12 protein-coding genes, 1 tRNA gene and 1 pseudogene are annotated in these 18,761 nt (G+C 76.7%); 6 read left to right on the top strand and 8 right to left on the bottom strand.

The genetic code is table 11. From position 1 onward, the window contains the following. Positions 1-77 precede the first annotated feature (77 nt). The 3 genes from lysA to LUW75_RS05985 form a co-directional block, all read right to left on the bottom strand. Entirely contained in the window at positions 78-1,469 is a 1,392-nt protein-coding gene (gene lysA / locus LUW75_RS05975) for a diaminopimelate decarboxylase (RefSeq protein WP_250334685.1), read from the bottom strand. 16 nt (positions 1,470-1,485) lie between these two features. After that, positions 1,486-2,526 (bottom strand): ArgS-related anticodon-binding protein NrtL, encoded by a 1,041-nt coding sequence (gene nrtL, locus LUW75_RS05980; RefSeq protein ID WP_250334686.1) that lies wholly within the window; start codon positions 2,524-2,526, stop codon positions 1,486-1,488. Positions 2,527-2,618: 92 nt separating this feature from the next. Next, the gene (locus LUW75_RS05985; RefSeq protein WP_462933695.1) at positions 2,619-3,143 is read right to left on the bottom strand and encodes a response regulator; all 525 of its coding nucleotides are present in this window, start codon (positions 3,141-3,143) and stop codon (positions 2,619-2,621) included. Positions 3,144-3,198: 55 nt separating this feature from the next. Between LUW75_RS05985 and LUW75_RS05990 the strand changes: the two genes are divergently transcribed. The 5 genes and pseudogenes from LUW75_RS05990 (at position 3,199) to LUW75_RS06010 (ending at position 9,922) form a co-directional block, all read left to right on the top strand. Next, positions 3,199-3,270, top strand: a tRNA-Arg gene (locus tag LUW75_RS05990). A 2,603-nt stretch (positions 3,271-5,873) separates the two neighbouring features. Further along, positions 5,874-6,797, top strand: a complete 924-nt coding sequence (locus tag LUW75_RS05995; protein ID WP_250334688.1) for a helicase-associated domain-containing protein — start codon at positions 5,874-5,876, stop codon at positions 6,795-6,797. Between the two features lie 190 nt (positions 6,798-6,987). Continuing rightward, a pseudogene (locus LUW75_RS06000) lies at positions 6,988-7,493 on the top strand (DUF6584 family protein). Between the two features lie 360 nt (positions 7,494-7,853). Continuing rightward, entirely contained in the window at positions 7,854-8,465 is a 612-nt protein-coding gene (locus tag LUW75_RS06005; protein WP_250334689.1) for a hemerythrin domain-containing protein, read from the top strand. A gap of 488 nt (positions 8,466-8,953) precedes the next feature. Then, positions 8,954-9,922: a type VII secretion protein gene (locus LUW75_RS06010; protein WP_250334690.1), complete on the top strand. Its 969-nt coding sequence runs from the start codon at positions 8,954-8,956 to the stop codon at positions 9,920-9,922. Positions 9,923-10,010: 88 nt separating this feature from the next. Here the strand turns inward: LUW75_RS06010 and LUW75_RS06015 are convergent, their stop codons facing one another. Genes LUW75_RS06015 through LUW75_RS06035 form a run of 5 tightly spaced genes read right to left on the bottom strand, consistent with a single transcriptional unit; the run spans position 10,011 to position 17,727 of the window. Next, positions 10,011-11,249, bottom strand: coding sequence for an extracellular solute-binding protein (locus LUW75_RS06015; protein WP_250334691.1), 1,239 nt, complete (start codon positions 11,247-11,249; stop codon positions 10,011-10,013). Further along, positions 11,246-12,169, bottom strand: a complete 924-nt coding sequence (locus tag LUW75_RS06020) for a hypothetical protein (protein ID WP_250334692.1) — start codon at positions 12,167-12,169, stop codon at positions 11,246-11,248. The genes LUW75_RS06015 and LUW75_RS06020 overlap by 4 nt, the downstream gene beginning before the upstream one ends. Further along, positions 12,166-13,635 carry a VWA domain-containing protein gene (locus LUW75_RS06025; RefSeq protein WP_250334693.1) on the bottom strand — a complete coding sequence of 490 codons (1,470 nt, stop codon included), beginning with the start codon at positions 13,633-13,635 and terminating at the stop codon, positions 12,166-12,168. Before LUW75_RS06025 ends, LUW75_RS06020 begins: the two co-directional genes overlap by 4 nt. A 34-nt stretch (positions 13,636-13,669) precedes the next feature. Continuing rightward, the gene (locus tag LUW75_RS06030; protein ID WP_250334694.1) at positions 13,670-16,009 is read right to left on the bottom strand and encodes a tetratricopeptide repeat protein; all 2,340 of its coding nucleotides are present in this window, start codon (positions 16,007-16,009) and stop codon (positions 13,670-13,672) included. After that, positions 16,006-17,727, bottom strand: coding sequence for a S1 family peptidase (locus tag LUW75_RS06035; protein WP_250334695.1), 1,722 nt, complete (start codon positions 17,725-17,727; stop codon positions 16,006-16,008). The genes LUW75_RS06030 and LUW75_RS06035 overlap by 4 nt, the downstream gene beginning before the upstream one ends. A gap of 75 nt (positions 17,728-17,802) precedes the next feature. Between LUW75_RS06035 and LUW75_RS06040 the strand changes: the two genes are divergently transcribed. Continuing rightward, the gene (locus tag LUW75_RS06040) at positions 17,803-18,120 is read left to right on the top strand and encodes a trypco2 family protein (protein ID WP_250334696.1); all 318 of its coding nucleotides are present in this window, start codon (positions 17,803-17,805) and stop codon (positions 18,118-18,120) included. Positions 18,121-18,761 lie beyond the last annotated feature (641 nt).

The raw sequence follows: 18,761 nt of genomic DNA on the forward strand, positions 1-18,761 counted from the left end.
TCCTTCCGCGGTGGTCCAGTCTCACCCACCAAACCGGACTTTCTCCCTCCCGTCCGGTGGATGAGACACATGTTTCATCAGCCGACATCGAGGCGCAGGAGGTCCTCCTCCGTCTCGCGCCGGACGATCACCCGCGCCGCGCCGTCGGCGACGGCGACGACCGGCGGGCGGAGCACGTGGTTGTAGTTGCTGGCCATGGAGCGGCAGTACGCGCCGGTCGCGGGCACGGCGATCAGGTCGCCCGGCGCGAGGTCGGCGGGGAGGAACGCGTCCCGTACGACGATGTCGCCGCTCTCGCAGTGCTTGCCGACGACCCGGCAGAGCATCGGCTCGGCGTCGGACGTGCGGGAGGCCAGCACCACGCTGTACTCGGCGTCGTACAGCGCGGTGCGGATGTTGTCCGACATGCCGCCGTCGACGGAGACGTACGTGCGCAGCCCCTCCAGCGGCTTGACCGTGCCGACCTCGTAGACGGTGAACGCGGTCGGGCCCGCGATGGCGCGGCCGGGCTCGACGGAGACGCGCGGCACGGCCAGCCCGGCCGCCGCGCACTCCCGGCCGACGATCTCCCGGAGCGCCTCGGCGATCTCGTGCGGCTCGCGCGGGTCGTCGTCCGGCGTGTACGCGATGCCCAGCCCGCCCCCGAGGTCGATCTCGGGCAGCTCGACCCCGTGCTCGTCGCGCACCCGGGCGAGGAGGGAGACGACCCGGCGGGCGGCGACCTCGAAGCCGGCCATGTCGAAGATCTGCGACCCGATGTGCGAGTGGATGCCGACCAGTTCGAGCCCGTCGAGCCGCAGCGCGCGGCGCACGGCCTCGGCGGCCTGCCCGCCGGCGAGCGCGATGCCGAACTTCTGGTCCTCGTGGGCGGTGGCGATGAACTCGTGGGTGTGCGCCTCCACCCCGACCGTCACGCGGATCTGCACGCGCTGCCGCCTGCCGAGGGCCTGGGCGGCGTGGGCGACGCGCACCATCTCCTGGAAGGAGTCGAGGACGATCCGCCCGACGCCCGCCTCGACGGCCCGTCCGATCTCGGCCTCGCTCTTGTTGTTGCCGTGGAAGGCGATCCGCTCGGCGGGCATGCCGGCCGAGAGCGCCGTGGCGAGCTCGCCGCCGGAGCACACGTCGAGGTTGAGCCCCTCCTCGTGGAGCCACCGCACGACGGCGCGGGAGAGGAACGCCTTGCCGGCGTAGAACACGTCGGCGTCCGCGCCGAAGGCGTCGGCCCAGGCGCGGCAGCGGGCCCGGAAGTCGGACTCGTCGAGGACGTACGCGGGCGTCCCGAACTCCTCGGCGAGGGCCGTCACGGGCATGCCCCCCACGGTCAGGACCCCGTCGCCGTCGCGCCGCACGGTGCGGGCCCACACCTTCGGGTCGAGGTGGTTGAGGTCGGCGGGGGGCGCGCTGTAGTGCCCCTCGGGCAGGACGTCGGCGTGGCGGGGCCCGGCGGGGTGTGCGGAACGGCTCATGTCTCTCTCACAACGGTCACAGGCGGTCGGGGGCGCTGACGCCGAGCAGGGACAGGCCGCCGGCCAGCACCGTCCCGGCGGCCTCGGCGAGGGCGAGCCGGGAGCGGTGGGCGGCCGAGGGTTTCTCCTCGCCGAGGGGCAGCACGGTGTGCTGGAACCCGAGCAGCGCGTCGGCGACGGCCTCCAGGTGCCGGGCGAGCCGGTCCGGGGCGCGGTGCCGGGCCGCGGCGAGGAGTACGGAGGGGTGGTCGGCGAGCGCGGCGAGCAGCTCCGGGGCGCCCGCCTCCTCCTCGTACGCGCCGGTGAAGCCGAGGCCGGCGGCGTTGCGGAGGAGTGCGCGGGAGCGGGCGTACGCGTACTGGACGGTGAAGAGGGTGTTGCCGCCCGCCTCGGTGAGGCGGAGGAGGGGCGCCGCGTCGAGGACCCGGTCGTGCGGGGCGGGCCGCAGCAGCGCCCAGCGCGCCGCGTCGGACGGGAGGGCCGCGGCGACGTCGTAGTGCGGGGGGACGGCGTGGAGGCGGGGGGTGGGGGGTCGGCTGCCGGTCAGCCGGGCAGCGGCCCGGCCGTCGACCGCTTCGGCAGGGGCGCCCTGGGAGCGGAGGAGGGCGACGACGCAGTGCGTGAGGGTGCGGAGGCGGAGGTCGGCGCCGTCCGGGACCGGGAAGCGGACCTCGTCCCCGGGAAGCCGCCCGAGCGCGTCCCCGTGCCCGTACCGCCGCCCCCGCTCGAGGATGCTCCGGACGAGGAGCCGGCCGGTCTCGACGCGGGTGCCGGGGCGGAGGGTGAAGTTGAGGAACCCGGGTCCGGTGATGTCGACCCGCTCGATGCCGGGCGCGTCCAGCAGCCGCTCGCGCAGCGCTTCGGCGACCTGCCGGGGCGGGAGCGCGGCGGGCCCGGCGAGCTGGAGCGCGGCGTTCGTCGCCCAGTCGCCCCGCCCGCCGGCGCGGGGCCGCTCGACGACGACCCGCGAGGGCACGTCGCGCACGGCCAGGACCCCGTCGCCCACGGCACGCCGCACGGCGCGCAGCACGGTGAGCGAGAGGTCGGCGGGGGTCACGGGACAAGCGTAGGCGAGGAGGGGGGAGGGAACGCGAACCGGTTTCGGCATACGGGCGGGAAGGGCCGCATCGCTCGGGAACCGCCCCGGCCTCAACCCTGGGCCGTACCCGCCCGGCCGTTGCCGTGCAGGCCGCCCGCGGGTGGCGGAAGGAGCTCGTGCACCAGCCGGACGAGGTCGGCCGGCTCGAAGGGCTTGGCGAGGAAGGCGTCCACTCCGACCTCCAGCCCGCTCGCCACCTCCCCCTCGTCACACCCGCTGATGATCGCGACCGGCAGGTGCCGGGTCCGTGCGTCGGCACGGAGCAGAGCGGCGGTGCGCAGCCCGTCCAGGCGCGGCATGACCACGTCGAGGGTGACCAGCTGGGGCTGGAACCGGTGGACGACCTCCAGGCACTCGGCACCGTCGGCCGCGGTCACGACCTCGAAGCCCTCCAGCTCGAGGTTGACCCTGATCAGCTGCCGGATGACCCGGTTGTCGTCCACAACCAGCACCCGACCGGAGACGCCTGACACAACTCGAGAGTAGGTCCCGCCCGGTCCCCGCGTCCGGCTTTTCGCCACTTCGCCTCCCCACGGGGGCCCGCCACCGCCCGGCCACCGGAAATACCTGTTCACGGGCACCCTCCGGGAGCTGGTAGGGTTCTACCCGTCGCCGCGAAACACGGCGGACGCCCCCGTAGCTCAGGGGATAGAGCAACGGCCTCCGGAGCCGTGTGCGCAGGTTCGAATCCTGCCGGGGGCACACTGTGTAAGTGTGTCTAAGACCCCGTCACCAGCGGAAACGCTTGGTACGGGGTCTTCGTGTACGCGCAGACAGATGCAGCGCCGAGCGGCCGCATGTCGGGGTCCGTGGACGAGGCGTGGACTGGCGACGGGCGACAAATGTCCAGGTCGGTGGTCGTTTCTCACTCCATGGCACGAGCCTCCACAAGCGACCGCTGCACGCCGCCCACCAGGTCTCGGAGGCGTCCGGGTCGCACGCCCTCGTGTTCCGTCCATTCGCCGAAGCGAGGACGCAGGTACCGCGCCATGCCCGCCCCATGACCGCACCCGTGGCGGCCACACCGACTACGTGATGGTGCACAACGGCGGCGTCCGCCGCTTTGGGGCGGTCGTCTGCGCCAAACCCCAACGGTGACCTGACGAAGGAGGACTTGGTTGACCTCGGCGAGCCGAACGTGGGTTGCCGAGACGTTCAGCCCGGCCACCGAGACGCTGTGAACTGCCCGCTGCACGACGATATATGCGTCCGGACGCTCTGCAGCTCGTGCAGCTCGCTCTGGCGAAGGTCCGACAGCAGGCGAAGAGCTCCAGCGGCACGCGGAGTTGCCACCGGCCTTCTCCGCCTCTGGGCTCGTTCGGGCCGTCGACCCGCCAGATGGTGCGGCCCCCGGTGAAGGGGGCGGTCACCCGAGCAGAAGAACTCGCCCACCGGTGGCTTCGCATGTTGATGGCACGTCCAGCGTCGACGTGTCCATGCCACCCCTGTTCCTGTCCGCTTGACTGCGGGAGCGCCAGGCGCTCAGCTCTCGACGGCGAACTCGGCGGGGCGAAGCCTGTCGACGAGAGCCGTGAACGAGTGACGGGGATGGGCGATTCGCGCTCGAGGACTTCCCCCAGCCACTGCCCTGCGGGTCCCGGGGTCCCCGGGTGCGGCCCGTGGCCGGTCTCCCCGACGCGGGTGGAGGCCGGCGGGCGGGGCGGCGGGGAAGGGCCGGTGAGGGGCGGGCTGTCAAGCCGGTGTGCGGGGGGCTCCGGGGCGGTAATAACGTGGGGCCGTCTCTGGCGGGTCTTTCCTCGGTCGGGTGTGGTTGCCATCAGCGCTGCTCGTGGTTCTTCGTTGGTTCGCTGGCTCCGGGGTCTCGGAGCCGAGGGGCTCGGGGCCGTGCTGGGCGCGCGTCCCGACGCGGTGCTGCCGCCGGAGCCGCGCACGCTCGGGGAGGTGGCGGAGCGGCTGGAGCGGACGGGGTCCGTGGCGGGGGCGCTGTCCCGGCTGCCCCTGCCGTGCCTCCAGGTGGTGGAGGCGGTCGCCGCGCTGGGCACGCCCCTGACGCGCGGTGAACTCGAGTCGCTGCTCGGCGTCGGCGGTGAGCGCCTGGAGTGGGTGCTCCGCACGCTCGCGGACCACGCGCTGGTGTGGCCCGGTGACGCGGACGGCGAGCTCCACGCCTCCGAGGTGCTCCTCCGGGCGTGGGAGGCGCCGCTCGGGCTGGGGCCCGGACTGGAGGAGCTGCTGTCGTCCAGGTCGGCCGAGGAACTGCGCAGGATCGCGGTCGCGCTCGGGGTGGGCGGCGGGACCCGCAAGCGGCAGCGGCTCGACGCCGTGCTCGCGCACCACGGCGATCCCGGGCGGCTGCGGGCGCTGATCGACTCCGCTCCCGAGGACGCCCGGGAGGTGCTGGAGCAGCGGGCCGGGTCGGACCCGGACCCCGAGCCCGCGCTGATCCTCTACGGCTCCGGGGGCCACAGGCCCTCGGCCGCCGAGCGCTGGCTGCTGGAGCGCGCCCTGCTCGTCGGCGACCCGCACGGGTACGCGCCGGCGAGGGTGCCCGCCGAGGTGGTCCTCGCGTTGCGGGGGCCGGACTGGTGCGCGCCGTTCGACCCGGAGCCGCCCGTGCCGGAGGTGGCCGCCGTGACCGGGGCCGAGGTGGAGCGCGAGGCAGCCGCCTCGGCGACCGCCTTCGCGGAGCAGGCCGCCGCGCTGCTCGCCGCGTGCGCGGACAGGCCGCTCGCCGCGCTGAAGTCCGGCGGTGTCGGCGTGCGCGAGCTGACCCGGGTGGGCAGGGCCGTCCGGTGCGAGGAGCCGGTGGTGCGCCTGGTGCTGGAGTGCGCGTACGCGGCGGGGCTGGTGGCGTACGAGGGCGGTGCACTGCCGGTGACGGAGGCGTACGACGCGTGGGCGGAGCGGGAGCCGGCCGAGCGGTACGTCTCACTCGTCGAGGCGTGGTGGCGGCTCGGGTTCACCGCGTCGGCCTCCCGTGGCGAGGAGGGGAAGGCCCTGCCGGCGGTGGGCCGGGCGGGCTTCTGCGCCGGTTGCCGGGCGGCGAAGGAAGGGCTGCTGGTCGCGGCGTCCGCCCTCCCCGAGGGGTGGGGGTGCGGGATCACGCCGGGTGGGGCGCCCTGGTGTCCTGGTACCGGCCGTTCGCGGACGCGGCGCCGCAGGATCCGGCGCCCTTCACCACGCTGGTGCGGGAGGCGGAGGTGCTGGGCCTGCTCGCGCGCGGCCGGCCGGCTCCGCCGGGCGTGGCCCTGCTGCACGGTGACTCCGGCGCGCTGCGGGAGCACGCCGGGCGTCTGCTGCCGGGGAGCGTCGGGACGGCGCGGGTGGGGGCGGACCTCACGGCCGTGGTCCCCGGCACGCCGTCACGGCGGTTGGCGTCGCTGCTGGACGGCCTGGCCGAGCGGGAGGCCCGGGGGACCGCGTCGGTCTGGCGGTTCACGTCCGCGTCACTGCGGAGGGCCCTGGACGAGGGCCGTACGGCCGAGGAGATCGAGGCCGGGCTGGCGGAGGTCGTGGAGGGGGCGCTGCCGCAGGCTCTGACGTACCTGATCGCGGACGCGGCGCGGCGCCACGGCCGGGTGCGGGTGGCTCCCGCCGGGTGTGTGGTCCACAGCGAGGACACCGCGCTGGTCGCCGAGATCGCGGTGCGCCGGGAGCTGTCCGGCCTCGGGCTGCGTCGTCTCGCCCCGACCGTGCTGCTGTGCCGCGCGGCTCCGGCGGAGGCCCTGGCGGCGCTGCGGGCGAACGGGTACGCACCGGCGGCCGAGACCGAGGACGGCGCGGTCGGTGTCGAGCGGGCGGTCCGGATCCGCGCCGGGGGCGGCGAGGGGGTGCACGCCGAGGGGCCCCGCGCCGCCGGGCCGTCCCTTCCCGGGCCGCGCCGCCCCGGCGAGGCGGCGGACGCCCGCGGTCCGGTGCCCGTCGCGGACCTGGCCGGACGGCTGCTGGCCGCCCCGGACCGCGAGCCGCACCCGGACCCGCTGAGAGGCGGCCCCGCGTACGGCACCGCCACCGAGGAGATCCTCGACGGCTACGCCAAGGGGCTGACGCTGACGGACGTCCGGCAGCTCGCCCACGCCCTCGATGCGGGTGAGCCCGTCACCATCGAGTACGTGGCGGCCTCCGGGAACCGGACCGTCCGCACGGTGAGCGACCTGGAGATGGACCCGCCGCTCCTCTACGCGTACTGCCATCTCCGGGAGGACGACCGGGTGTTCACGCTGTCGCGCATCCAGTCCGTCCTGCCCGTGCAGCGGCCGCCGGTGTAGCCGGTGCGGGGCCGGTCCCGAGGCCGGGCCCGGCTCCCGCGCCCGGGACGGCGGGGGCGGGAGCCGGTGCGGCGGGGGCGGTGCCGGCGGGTCCCGGCTCCGCTCCGCGGCCGCGACCCCGGTCACGGGGCGGCGACCGGACCGCGAAAAGGAGTCGAGGCGCCGCCCCGCTCCGGCCGATCATGTCCACATGCCTCTGACAGCCACCCTCGCCCGAGTCGACGCGGACCTGGCGGCCGGTCGCGTGCCCATGGCGCGTCAGCGCCTGCGCGGACTGGTCTCCTCCTTCCCCCGCGACCCGGCGCTCCGCCGCCGGCTGGCCGGGGTCTACCGGCTGTACGGCGAGCCCGCGGAGGCCGGGCGCTGGATGTATCTGGAGGAGGACCGCGACGCGGACGAGACCGCCGCCTTCGAGGCGGGGTACCGGACGCCCCGGGAGCGGATGAGGGCCCTCGCCTGGCACGGCCCCGAGTCGCTCGCCCCGTCCCGGTTCGCCGCAGAGCAGCTGGCGGCGGTACGGACCGCCTGCTCGGAGGCGCTGGGGCGCCCGGTGGACTGGGGGAGGACCCGGCGCCCACCGTCCCGGAGGCCGGAGAGGGGCGGTTCGCCGGCTTCGTGGTGGGAGCCGGGTGCCTGACGGGAGCCCTGGTGATGGCGGGGATCTGGGTGAACGAGCTGATCGCCCTCCTCGACTGACTTCGCGGGAACGTCCCGCCCGCCGGTGGGCGCCCCGGCACGCCGGTGACGGCGTCGGCGCGGGGGGACGGCGGGGGCGGCGGGGGCGGCGACGGCGGCGGTCGGGCATGGCGGGGGCCCTTCCACGGGCCGGGGCGGCCCGGTCCGCCCACCGCGCGGTGTCCGACCGCCCGGCGTCGGAGCGGCGGCCCGTCGTGCGGTGCCCCTCCCGAGGCGCCCGGGAGCCCCGTGGCCGGCGGGCGCCGGGGGGCGGGACCTCCGGACGGTCCGTTCGGGGGGATCCCGCGGCGGTGCATCTTTCGGGGCTTCGGGGAAACACGCGGTTCGGCACGTAGGGCGTCGAACGCGAAAGGGTCCGCCATGGCTGATGACGTCATCGAGATGATCAAGACCGACCACCGCGAGCTGGATCGTCTCCTGGAGATGATGCAGAAGGACAAGGGCTCGCGGCCGCTGGCGCTGCCGCTGGCGGTGGCCATGCTGGAGGCGCACAGCCGGGCCGAGGAGGAGTACGTCTACCCGGTGCTCGTCGAGGAGGCCGGGGAGAAGGAGGAGACCCGGCACGCCACCGAGGAGCACCACGAGGCGGAGCGGTTGGGCAGGCGGCTCCTGGAGATGGACTGGGAGAGCTCCGAGTTCGAGCAGGAGCTGGAGAAGTGGATCGGCGCCGTGCGCCACCACGTCGAGGAGGAGGAGCAGGACCTGCTCACCGCGCTCGGCGAGGCCCTGGACTCCGGGGAACTGCGCCGGCTCGGGCTGCGGTTCGCCGGGCAGCGGTCCGAGGAGCTCGCCGGGAAGGCGCTCCGCGGGGACGGCGGGGAGGCCGGTTCCTCCGGCGGCGGCCGGAACGGCGGGGGCCCGACCCGGGACGAGCTGTACGCGAAGGCCCGGGAGCTGGGGGTCGAGGGGCGGTCGACGATGAGGAAGGACGAGCTGGAGGAGCGGGTGCGGGAGGCGGAGGCCGGAGTCTAGGCGAACGGTTCCGAGGGGCCGGTGGCCGTAGGGGGTGGGTGAGCGGGGGAAGCCGTCCTGTCCGGCCGCGAACGACTCCGGCACGGCCCCGCGCTCGTCGGCCCCGGCCCCGGGGCCGGCCGGAGCGGAGGCGGCGGGCGGATTCCGCGGAGCGCGCCGGGCGCGGTCGCGGGCTCCGCGCGATCCCCGCGGCCGGCCGCCGCGGCGCCGTCCGGCGGCTTTTCCCTTTCTCCGCACGGGCGGTGGCCGATGGTAGGTTCGAACGCGTGAGTGTTGTGGGGGCCGCCGCGGCGTGCGCGGGGACGGGAGCCGGGTGGGTCCGGCGCGCGCGGGGGGCCGTCGTGCCGCCGGGCGCGCCGCTCCGCGCCCCGGGCGCCGGAGGGCGCGCGCGGCCGCGGAAGGGCGGCGGTCCGCCCCGGGCCGCGGGTTCCCGCGCGCTGTCCCCGCTCGCCACCGGTGTCCCCGGCACCCCCGCTTAGGAGTACGGCATGACCCACGGCGACCACCTGATGCGCAGGCCGTACGTGCCCCTGCCCGCGCCCGAATCCGTACCCACCGTCGACCCGCTGCTCGCCTCCGCCCTCGGGCGGCCCCAGCACGGCGACTCGGCGGTGCGGCGGGCCGGGCGGTCGCTGCGCGGGCTGGCCCCCGCCGTCTCCAAGCAGGTGGTGGAGGAGGGGCGCGGCGGGCGGGAGGTGCGGCTGCCGGTCCCCAGCGGGCGGGTCATCGCCGTGACGTCCATCCGGGGCGGGGTCGGCAAGTCGACGGTCGCCGCGCTGCTGGGGCGTACGTTCACCCGTTACCGGCCCGACCCGGTGCTCACCCTGGAGGCCGACGCCGCGCTGGGCACGCTCGCCGTGCGGATGGGCGCCCCGTCCGTGCGGTGGTCCTGCCCGGAGCTGGCGCGGATCCTGACGCCCCGGATGGACCTGAACGACATCACCGGCTACCTCGTCCCCGTCACCGACGGCGGCTGGCTGCTCCCCGCCGGCCAGGGGCGGGTCGGGCCGCCGCTGGACGTGCCGACGTACCGGACGGTGTCGCTGGCGCTGCGCCGCCACTTCGCGGTGACCGTGGTGGACTGCGAGACGCTGCCCGGCGAGGTGGCCCGTACGGCGATGGACACCGCGCACGCCCGGGTGATCGTCGCGCCGCGCACCGCGGAGGGCGTGGGCGGCACGCGGGTGGTGCTGGACTGGCTGGGCGGGCTGCCGCACCGCCGGGCGATCGACAGCACCGTCGTCGTGCTGACGTCCAACACCCCCGACATGACCCTCGATCCGAAGGCGGCCGTCGCCCACCTGCGGGAGCCGGGCGTGACGGTGCTGGTACTGCCGTACGACCGGCACCTCGCGCAGGGCGGGCCGATCCATCCGGCCAGGCTCGCCCGCGCCACGCACGACGCGGCCGTGGGCCTCGCCGGGGAGGCGCTGCGGCGGGCCGTCGGGGCGCGCTGAGCCCCGGGCCCCGGCCGCCGGGACGCGCCCGGCCCCTGAGGGGCGGCCCCGGCCGTCGAGGCGTACCGCCCCCGGAGGGGACCGGGCCTCAGCCGTCGCCGCACGCCGAGGGCAGCCACGCCGCCCTCCCGTGCCGCCGGCGGACCTCCTCCAGCACCGCCAGGCGCGTCGTCAGCTCCCTCCGGTCGGCCAGGAACCGCAGCGCCGCCTGGTGGAAGGCGTCGCGCATCGCCGGGGGCATCGCGTCGGAGGCGTCCCAGCAGCGCATCGTGCCGCGGCCGCGCAGGGTGGCGTCGATGCGGGCGGTCATCGGGTCGGCGTCGTACGCGCCCGTGGGGACGGCCCTATTGGCCGTGAAACCCAGCCGGGCCGTGCCGGGGTCGGCGAGGTGGCGGATCAGCGCTCGCGCCTCGGGGGTGTCGTGCAGCATGGCCGCCAGGTCGCCGGAGACCTCCCACGCCGTCAGGTCCCGGCGGGCGTCCGGGATCACGGCCCCGGCGTGGACGTACCGGCCGCGCACCGCCGTCCAGTGCGGGGTGGAGCGGACGAACGCCGCCTGGTGTTCCAGCCGCTCGTCCGTGCAGGCGCGGTGCTCGCCGCTCCACGGGTCCTGGTAGGGGGCGAGGAGCGTCCGCTCGACGCGCCGCCGGTCGCCCGCGCCGACCAGGTCGTCCCACGTCGTCCACGCCTTGAGCACGGCCGGGTCCGTCCAGGGCAGCCGGCCCGTCGCCCACTTCTGGTACGTCTCCCAGCCGGCCTGCTGGAGCAGGACGTCCTCGACCCAGTCGGTGCCCGGCCAGCCGGACGTGGCGCCGGACTCCATGGCGAGGCACCACTCCCCCGGGTCCCGGGCGACACGGGCGGCCTCGGCCTCCGTGAGGGCGCCCGGGTACCAGACCATGCTCTTCAGGTCGGTCTTCACGGGCACCCAGTGGACGCCGCCCTCCAGTTCGGGCACCCACATGGGGCCGTAGTGGTCCGGGGAGAACAGGCCGTCCAGGGGCTTGAGCCGGCCCTGCGCCGCGTACGCCGCGAGTTCGCCGGGACCCGGCATGACGACCACGTCGGGAGGGGCTCCGGAGGCCACGTCGGCGGCGAGCACCTGGCTCTCGGCGGAGCTGCCCTGGTACACGACCCGGATGCCGTGCTCCTCCTCGAACGGTTGCAGCACCTCCCGCTCGAACCGCTCCTGGTCGGTGCCGGTCCAGTTGCCCAGGACCGTGACGGAGCCCTTCCGGCGGTCCGCCCACCCGACGCCCGCCACCACGGCGCCGGCGACGAGCGCCAGGCCGAGCAGGACGATGACGTGCGTGCGCCACCGCCTCATCGGCGTCCCTCACCGCGGTACTCGTCGATGCGCGGCAGCAGGCCGCTCACTGTCAGGGCCACCAGGGCCACCCCTCCCACGAGGATCAGGTCGGACGCGGCCGCGCGCAGGTCCACGCCGGCCAGGTGCTCCGCCACGCGGCCTCCGACCGCCGCGACGCCGTCGCCGGTCCGCGCCGTCCTCAGCTCGTCGAGCGCGCGCGCCGTCCCGCCGTGCGTACGGAGGGTGAGCCACGCCAGGACCGCGGCGCCCGTCGTCCACAGCGCCGCCGCGGCGAGCAGCGGCGGGTCGGCCAGGCGGCGGAAGCGGTGCCTCGTGAACCGCTGGGTCTCCCACAGCGCCGCGCACAGCAGGGCGAACAGCGCGGCCGCGGTCCAGGAGAGGGTGCGCGCCCAGCCGAGGGAGGCCTGCTCCTCGGCCACCGCGACCTGCTGGGAGCGCAGGTCGGCGAGGCGGCCCGCGATGTCCTCCTCCGTCTCCGGCGCGTCCAAGACGCGGTCGGCGTAGTGGAGGTAGGCGGCGCGCAGCGGGGAGCGGGCGGGCTCGCGGTGGGCCTGCTCGACCCAGCCGGAGTAGACGGCGATCAGTCCGGTGACGGTCTGGATGGTGCGGCGGCCCTCGACGCCGGTGACGTTCTCGGACGCGGCCACCGCGAGGGCCTGGTGGGCGACGGACACGCGGGTGTGGAAGGTGCCGGAGCCGGCGCCCTCCAGCCCCGCCTCGGGGACGGCGGCGCGGGCCGACACCAGGGCGGACCGGGCCGTGTCGACGGCGAGGACGCCGGGTGAGCTGGACTCGGCGAGCCGGGCGGCGTCGTCGTGGACGGCCCGGAACGCGCCGAACGCCACCAGGGTCGTGGCCAGTCCGAGCGCGACCAGCCGTACGAGGCGGGTCCTGAGGTCGCGGGCGGTGGTGCTCACGGCCGCTCCTGGAGCCGGTGGCCGCAGCGGGGGCAGAACCGGGCGGTGACCGGTGCCCGCCCGTCGCACGCCGGGCAGGGGGCGGTGGCGGTCGCCGGGTCCCGCGGTGCGTCGCCGTCGTCCGGTTCGGGGCCGTACGTGCTGTGGCTGCTGGTGGTGATCAGGTGTTCGAAGTCGACGGGGGCGAGGTCGGGGCGGAGCCTGACCCGTCCGGCGGCGGCGTCGACGACCTCCACCAGCCGCTGGAGGTCGGCGAGGGGCCGGACCGCGCCGATGGTGTGGGCGAGCCGGACGCCGCGGCCGAGGTGGTGCTCGGCGCGTTCGCGGTCGTCCCGGCGGTAGGCGTCGGCCGCGGCGGCGACGGCCTGGCCGAGCTGCGCGTACAGCTGGAAGTGGGCGACCTGGGTGTCGGTGTGCCGGGAGAGCGCCGGGTCCTCCGTCCAGTGGACGACGCAGGGGCGCGGGGGCGGCAGGCGCACGGCGTGGCCGGCGGGCTGCGCGAGCGCGACGACGGCCAGCTGCAGGTCCTCGTGGCGGGGGCGCCCGGTGGGGTCGGCGGAGAGGCACAGGTGGTAGCGGCGGGTCTCGTCGCCCCAGGCGCGGGTGGTGAAGCGGTGCGCGCCGCCGGGCTCCAGCGGGCCGGCGGGCTCCAGGTCGGCCTCCGTGGGGAACACCTGCTTGAGGTACCGGAGGGCGGTGCCCGGCGCGGGCGTGACCTCGACGGTCAGTTCGGGCACGGTCTTGGCGAGCAGCCGGGCGGTGAGCCTCTCGTACTCGCCGGGCAGCGCGGACTCCTCGCGCACGGCTCCGGCGCCGCCGTGCAGCCGCCGGGTGATCCGCAGCAGTTCGCGGGCGTCCCAGCCGTCGCCGATGCCCCAGGCGTCGCAGACGAACCGGCCGTCCCAGGTGTTTAGGACCCGGTCGAGCGGCATGGCGCCGTCGTGCTCGTTCCTGCCGTCCGTGAGGAGCAGCACGTGCCCGATGGGCGCGCCCCGTTCGGCGAGGAGCCGCCCGGCCAGGTCGAGCCAGGCGCCGATGCAGGTGCCGCCGCCGGCCGGCAGGCCGTGCAGGGCCGACGTGGCGCGGCGGCGCTCCTCCGCGGAGGAGACGGCCATGCGCTCCTGCGCCGGGTACGCCATGACGGCGTCCTCGGTGCCCTGGACGACGGCGAACGGCGTGCCGTCCGGCAGCATCCGGATCGCCGCGGCGGCGGCCTGGCGGGCGGCGCGGAACTTCTCCTGCGGCCAGGTCATGGAGCCGGAGCAGTCCACGACGAGGACCTGGGCGAGCAGCGGGCCGCCGCCGGGCCGGCCCTCCGCCGCCGCGCCGCCCGTGCCCTCGACGCGGACGGTCAGCACGACGTGCATCTCCTGCTCGCGGCCCTGCGCCGGCAGGTACTTCCACTGGCTGGTCTCCAGGCCGGCCGTCGTGCCCGCCGTGTCGTCCCCGGTGCTTCCCGGTGTCATGTCCTCGCCTGCCCCTCGTCGCGCGTGCGCGCCCTCAGCCCTGTCCCTTGCCGTGCCGCCCCGCCGGTACGAGCCGCAGGCGCGGCGGCGGGAGGACCGCGTACGAGCGGTCCAGCAGGTCGCCGCGGAGGCGGCCGTCGCGCGCCCGGTCGGCGAGGTCCCGCAGGGAGCGGGAGAGCAGTCCGCTCAGCGCGGGCACGCTGTCCTCCGTGCCGAGCACCTCGCCCGCCGGGAAGCCGGGCCCCCATCCGCCGGGCGGCCGGCAGGCGAGCGCGCTCTCCCGCACCTCGGCGACGAGCCGCTCCCGGGTCGCGGGGTCGTCGCCCGCGCCGCCCGGTTCCGCGAGCCGCTCGACGGCCTCCCGCAGCTCCCGCGCGGTGGGCCCGCGGCCCGCGGTCCCGGCCGCGCCCGCTCCCCGGTGCCCGGCCGGCAGTCGGCCGGCCAGGGCGCGTACGGCGGCGACACGGGCCGCGTCGTGGTGGCGGGAGGTGGTGGGCACCGCGTCCAGCACGGCGACGGCGCCCCGCCGGTCGCCCTCCCGCAGGCGGGCCCGCACCAGGCCGAACGCGGCGCTGCCCTGCGTGCGGTCGCGCTGCCAGACCGCCTCGTAGCAGTCCCGCGTCCACTCCGCCTCGGCGTTCAGGTACTCGGCGCAGTAGCCGAGCGCCAGCTTGGGCGCCCACTCGCCGGGCAGCGCCGCGTACACGGCGGCGAACTCCTCCTCCGCGGCCCGCACCCGGTACTCCGCGAGGCGGACGAGGCCCCGGTGCCAGGAGAGCCGCCAGTCGTACTCGCCGGCGCCCCGCCGGCCGGCCGTGTCCAGCCAGCGCCCGGCCTCCTCGGGGGCGCCGCGGTCCGCGTACGCGCGGCACAGCCACAGGGCCGCCTCGACGGTGTCCAGCGCCGGGTCGCGCCCGGCCCGTTCGGCGACGCGTTCGGGGCTGTGCGCGGCGAGCCCGCCGAGCAGGACGGCCGCCGGGTCGCCGGGGTCCGGGATCGGGGTGGGCAGGCCCCGCAGGACCTCCCGGGGGTCCGGTGCGGCCGCGGGCAGGGGGCGCGGGCCGGCCGGGTCGGCGCCCGCCCAGTGGCGGAGGTCCGGCACCGTGCCGAGGGCGGAGCCGAACAGCGCCGCGGTGGGCGTGAACCGGGTGGACCGCTCGGGGTAGGGCTCGTGCCAGGTCAGGGCCTGGTGCTCGCGCAGCACCTCCCACAGCTGGCGGGACATCTCGGCGGCCGAGGAGAACCGGGCGGCCGGCTCGGAGCGGGTGGCGCGGTCGACGAGCGCCTTGAAGGAGCGGTCGGCGAGCCCGGAGGCGGGGGCGGCGCGGGCGGCGAGGGCCCGGAGGGTGCAGCCGACGGTGTACAGGTCGGTGTCGACGTGGAAGCCGCGCCGGTCGCGCTCCGCCTTCGGCGGCGCGTAGTCGCGGGTGTAGACGAGGCCGGAGTCGCGGTCGTCGACGCGGCGGATGGCGCCGAGGTCGATGACCTTGATGTCGCGGCCGTAGTGGATGACGTTGTCGGGCTTCATGTCGCAGTACAGGAGGCCCTGGTCGTGGAGGTACTCCAGGGCGCCGAGGATCTTGCAGCCGTACGTGAGGACGTGGTCGATGCCGAAGGGCCGGCCGAAGGCGGCCGTCAGCTCCTCGTCGGAGGCGCGCGTGATCCAGGCGAGGGAGCGGCCGGCTATGTACTCCATGACGATGTAGCCGGTCGGCTCGTCGTCGCCGGGCGCCCGGTGCTGGACGTGGGTGATGATGCGGACGATGTCCCGGTGGTGGAGTGTGGTGAGGGAGCGGCGCTCCTCGACGGCGGCACGGCGGGCGACGGCGTCGCTGGTGTTGATCAGGCCCTTGAGGACGACGAGGTGGTCGGGGACCTCGGTGTCCTCGGCGAGGTAGACCCAGCCGAGGCCGCCGGCCGCGAGGTAGCCGAGGACGCGGTAGTGGCCGCCGACGGTGTCGCCCGGGCGGAGGCGGGGCTCGAACGAGTACGGCCGTCCGCACTCGGGGCAGAAGCCGTGGTCGGGGGCGGGGCCGCCGTCGTAGCCGATGCCGATGGTGCCGGTGCAGTTCTCGAAGCCGCAGCGGCGGCCGCCGGTGGGCGGGCGTGCGGTGGCGGCGGCGGCGACGCCGGGGTCCGGGGCGGCGATGTGCGGAAGGAGGACGAGGCCGTCGCGGTCGAGCGGGGCCGGCCCGGCGGGCGGGTCGGCGGAGCCGGGGCCGGTGGAGCCGGGGCCGCCGGTGGGGCCCGGGTCGCCGGTGGAGGCGGCGGGACCGGCCGGGGGCAGGCGGTGGCAGGTGTCGCAGAAGCCGGTGGCCATGAGCGTGCCGGCGCAGCCGGGCCGGGCGCAGGGCGTGGGGGCGGATGGCGTCATGACGGTGTGGCACCTCCCCGCTCCCGCGGGTTCCGTTCGCTTCCGGGGCGGTCGGCGTGTTCGACGAGGCGGACGTACGCGTCGACGGCCTCCTCGACGGCGCGCATGTCGCAGGGCCGGGCGCGCAGCAGCCGGTGGGCGCTGCGGTAGAGGGCGTCGGTCTCCAGGTCCTCGGCGCCCCCGGTGAGGCTCCGGTGGAGGGCGTGGTAGCCGTCGAGCCGGCCGGCGAGCTCGCCGCGGCGGCGGCGCAGGGCGTCGAGGCGGCCGGCGGCGGCGCGGAGCCGGGCGTCCAGCCGGTCGGTGAGCCGCTCGAACGCGGCCAGGTCGGGGCCCCCGCCGGGCGGGTCCGGCCGCTCGGCGCCGGTGAGGATGTGGAGGGCGCCGCCGGCCCGGTAGAGGGCCTCGTGGACGGACTCGGGGTCCTCGGCCCGTACGGTCGCCATGGCCTCGCCGAGGGACGCGGCGAGCGGCCCGGTGAGCTCCCGGAGCCGGGTGACGAGACGGTCGCGGCGCTCCCGGGCGGGCCGGCCGACCAGGTCGGACCGGGCGCGTTCGTAGCAGGGGCCGGTCTCGTGGAAGACGAGGAGGAGGCGGCTTCCGCCTTCTCGGAGGACGGCGAGGAGGTCGAGGAGGGCGGGCGGGTCGGCGGCCCGGTCGACGCCGACGACCACGAGGGTGAGGGCGACGCCCCCGGTCCTGATCCGCTCGGCCGCCGGGCCGGCGGGGTGCCGCCACAAGCCCATGCGTTCCGCGACGCGCTCGGCCGTCTCGGCGGCGGTGACGCCGGTGACGTCGAGGGCCAGGTCGTGGCCGCCGGCGGAGGGGACGGTGCCGGGCGGGTCGAGGGAGGCCCTGCCGACGGAGGCGGCGGTGCGCAACTCGCGGTCGGCGAGGGTGATCGCGCGGCGTAAGGTCGCGGCGCGGGCGTGGTCCCCGGGCGGTACGAGGCTGATCTCCACCTGTTCCCCGTCGCCGCGGAGCCAGGCGGCGAGGCGCTGGGCGAACGGCTCGTCGAGGTCCCGTGCGGGCGGCCCGTCGGTGCGGGAGCGGAGCCGGTCGTCGACGGCGGTGGGGCCGCGGGTCCACGCGGCGACCTGCGGCAGGTGCCGGACGATGGTCTCGGCGGGGCTCATGAACGAGAACGCGTTGCCGTGCCGGTCGTGTTTGGCGGTGAGGACGATGCCGATGACCTCTCCGGTCAGGTCGTCGACGACGCCGGCGCCGCTGCAGCCGGGGCGGGCCGTCTCACCGGGGGTCCGCGGGCCGAGCTGGACCTGCCCGTCGCGTCCGCAGCCGCCGATGATGGTGGCGCGGAACCAGATCCCGCCGTTGTGCTCGTGGGGGAAGCCGTACATGCGGACCGTGCGGTTCGGCGCGGAGAGCCGGCGGAGGGCGACCGTCTCGTGGGCGGGCCGGGGGTGTTCGAGCCGGAGGAGCGCCACGTCGCCGCTGGGGTCGTCGTCCGCGTCGCAGGTCTCGGGGACGTACGCGTCCCCGTCGACCCGGGCGGTGACGGCGGGGACCTCGCGGCCGGGCGCGCCGACGAACTCGGCGGTGACGGGCGCGCCGGGGGCGACGACGTGGGCGCAGGTGAGGACGCGGTCGGGGCTCAGCAGGACGCCGGCGCCCGCGATCTCGCCGTTCCCCCACCGGATGCGGACCGCCCAGGGCGGGGTCTTCGAGGAAGGATCGGCTTGGACACCCCCGTCGGCCACCATGGTGCGAAACTATACGCGGGAGGTGCCTTCCACCCCATACTTGGCGATCGGGAAATCACGAACAGGGGGCCGTGTATGGCGGACGGACAGGACTTCGTCGGGCTGGCCGAGGTGGTGCGGCAGATTCGCGGGGAGTTGGAGAAGGCCCGCGACGAGGCGGAGGGCCGCGCCCTGGGATTCACCGTGGAGAAGGTGAACCTCGAGTTCACGGTGCAGGTGCACCGCTCCGGTTCGGGCCGCGGCGGGCTGCGCATCGGCGTGGTGACGGCCGAACTGGGCGGTCAGGTGGACCGCCAGACGACCCACCAGGTGCAGGTGGAGCTGGTTCCCGAGTACGAGGGCCGCCGCGTCCGGGTGAGCCGGGGCGCGCCGCCGCCCCCCGCCGCGCACTGACCTGCCGCCGCCCGGCTCCGGCTTCCCGCGGCGGGGCCGGGGCGGCGGTGCGGAGCGGGGAGCGCGACGGTACGGCGGTGCGGTGGCGGTACGGCGTCCCGACGGTGCGGCCGTCCACCGGGGGCGCGCGGCGCCGTGTGCATACCGGCCGGCACCGCCCGCGCCGGGAACGGAGAGCGCGCCCCGGTCGGTCCCGGGGCGAAACCGGCGGGACCGGGACCGGCCGGGGCCGGCCCTCGGTGCCGCTGCGGACCGGGGGTGGCACGGCGTGCAGGACCGCCCGCACCGCGCCCGGGACGGTCGGGACCGGCCGCGCCGCCCCGGCGGGCGGGCCGCCCGGACGGCGCCGGGCCGTACGGGGGCGGTGGCAGGCCGTAGGCGGCCGGTACCGGGCCGGTACCGACGGCACCGGCCCGTACGGGGGTGGTGCCGGAAGCCTCCGGGCGCCCCCGCACGGTCCCCGCGGGGCCGGCCCTGCGGCCACCGCGGAGCCCGGCGGGCGGCGGCGGGACGGGACGGGGGCGAGCGGGCGGGAGCGGCGCGGCCGGGCCGCGGGGACGTGTCCGGGGGTGTCCGATTGCCGGGGCATCGCCACCCGGTGTGTGGTGCACTATTGCCCCCAAGCGCAGGGTCCACGGGGA

Source organism: Streptomyces sp. MRC013, from assembly GCF_023614235.1.
In the GTDB taxonomy this organism is placed as follows: domain Bacteria; phylum Actinomycetota; class Actinomycetes; order Streptomycetales; family Streptomycetaceae; genus Streptomyces.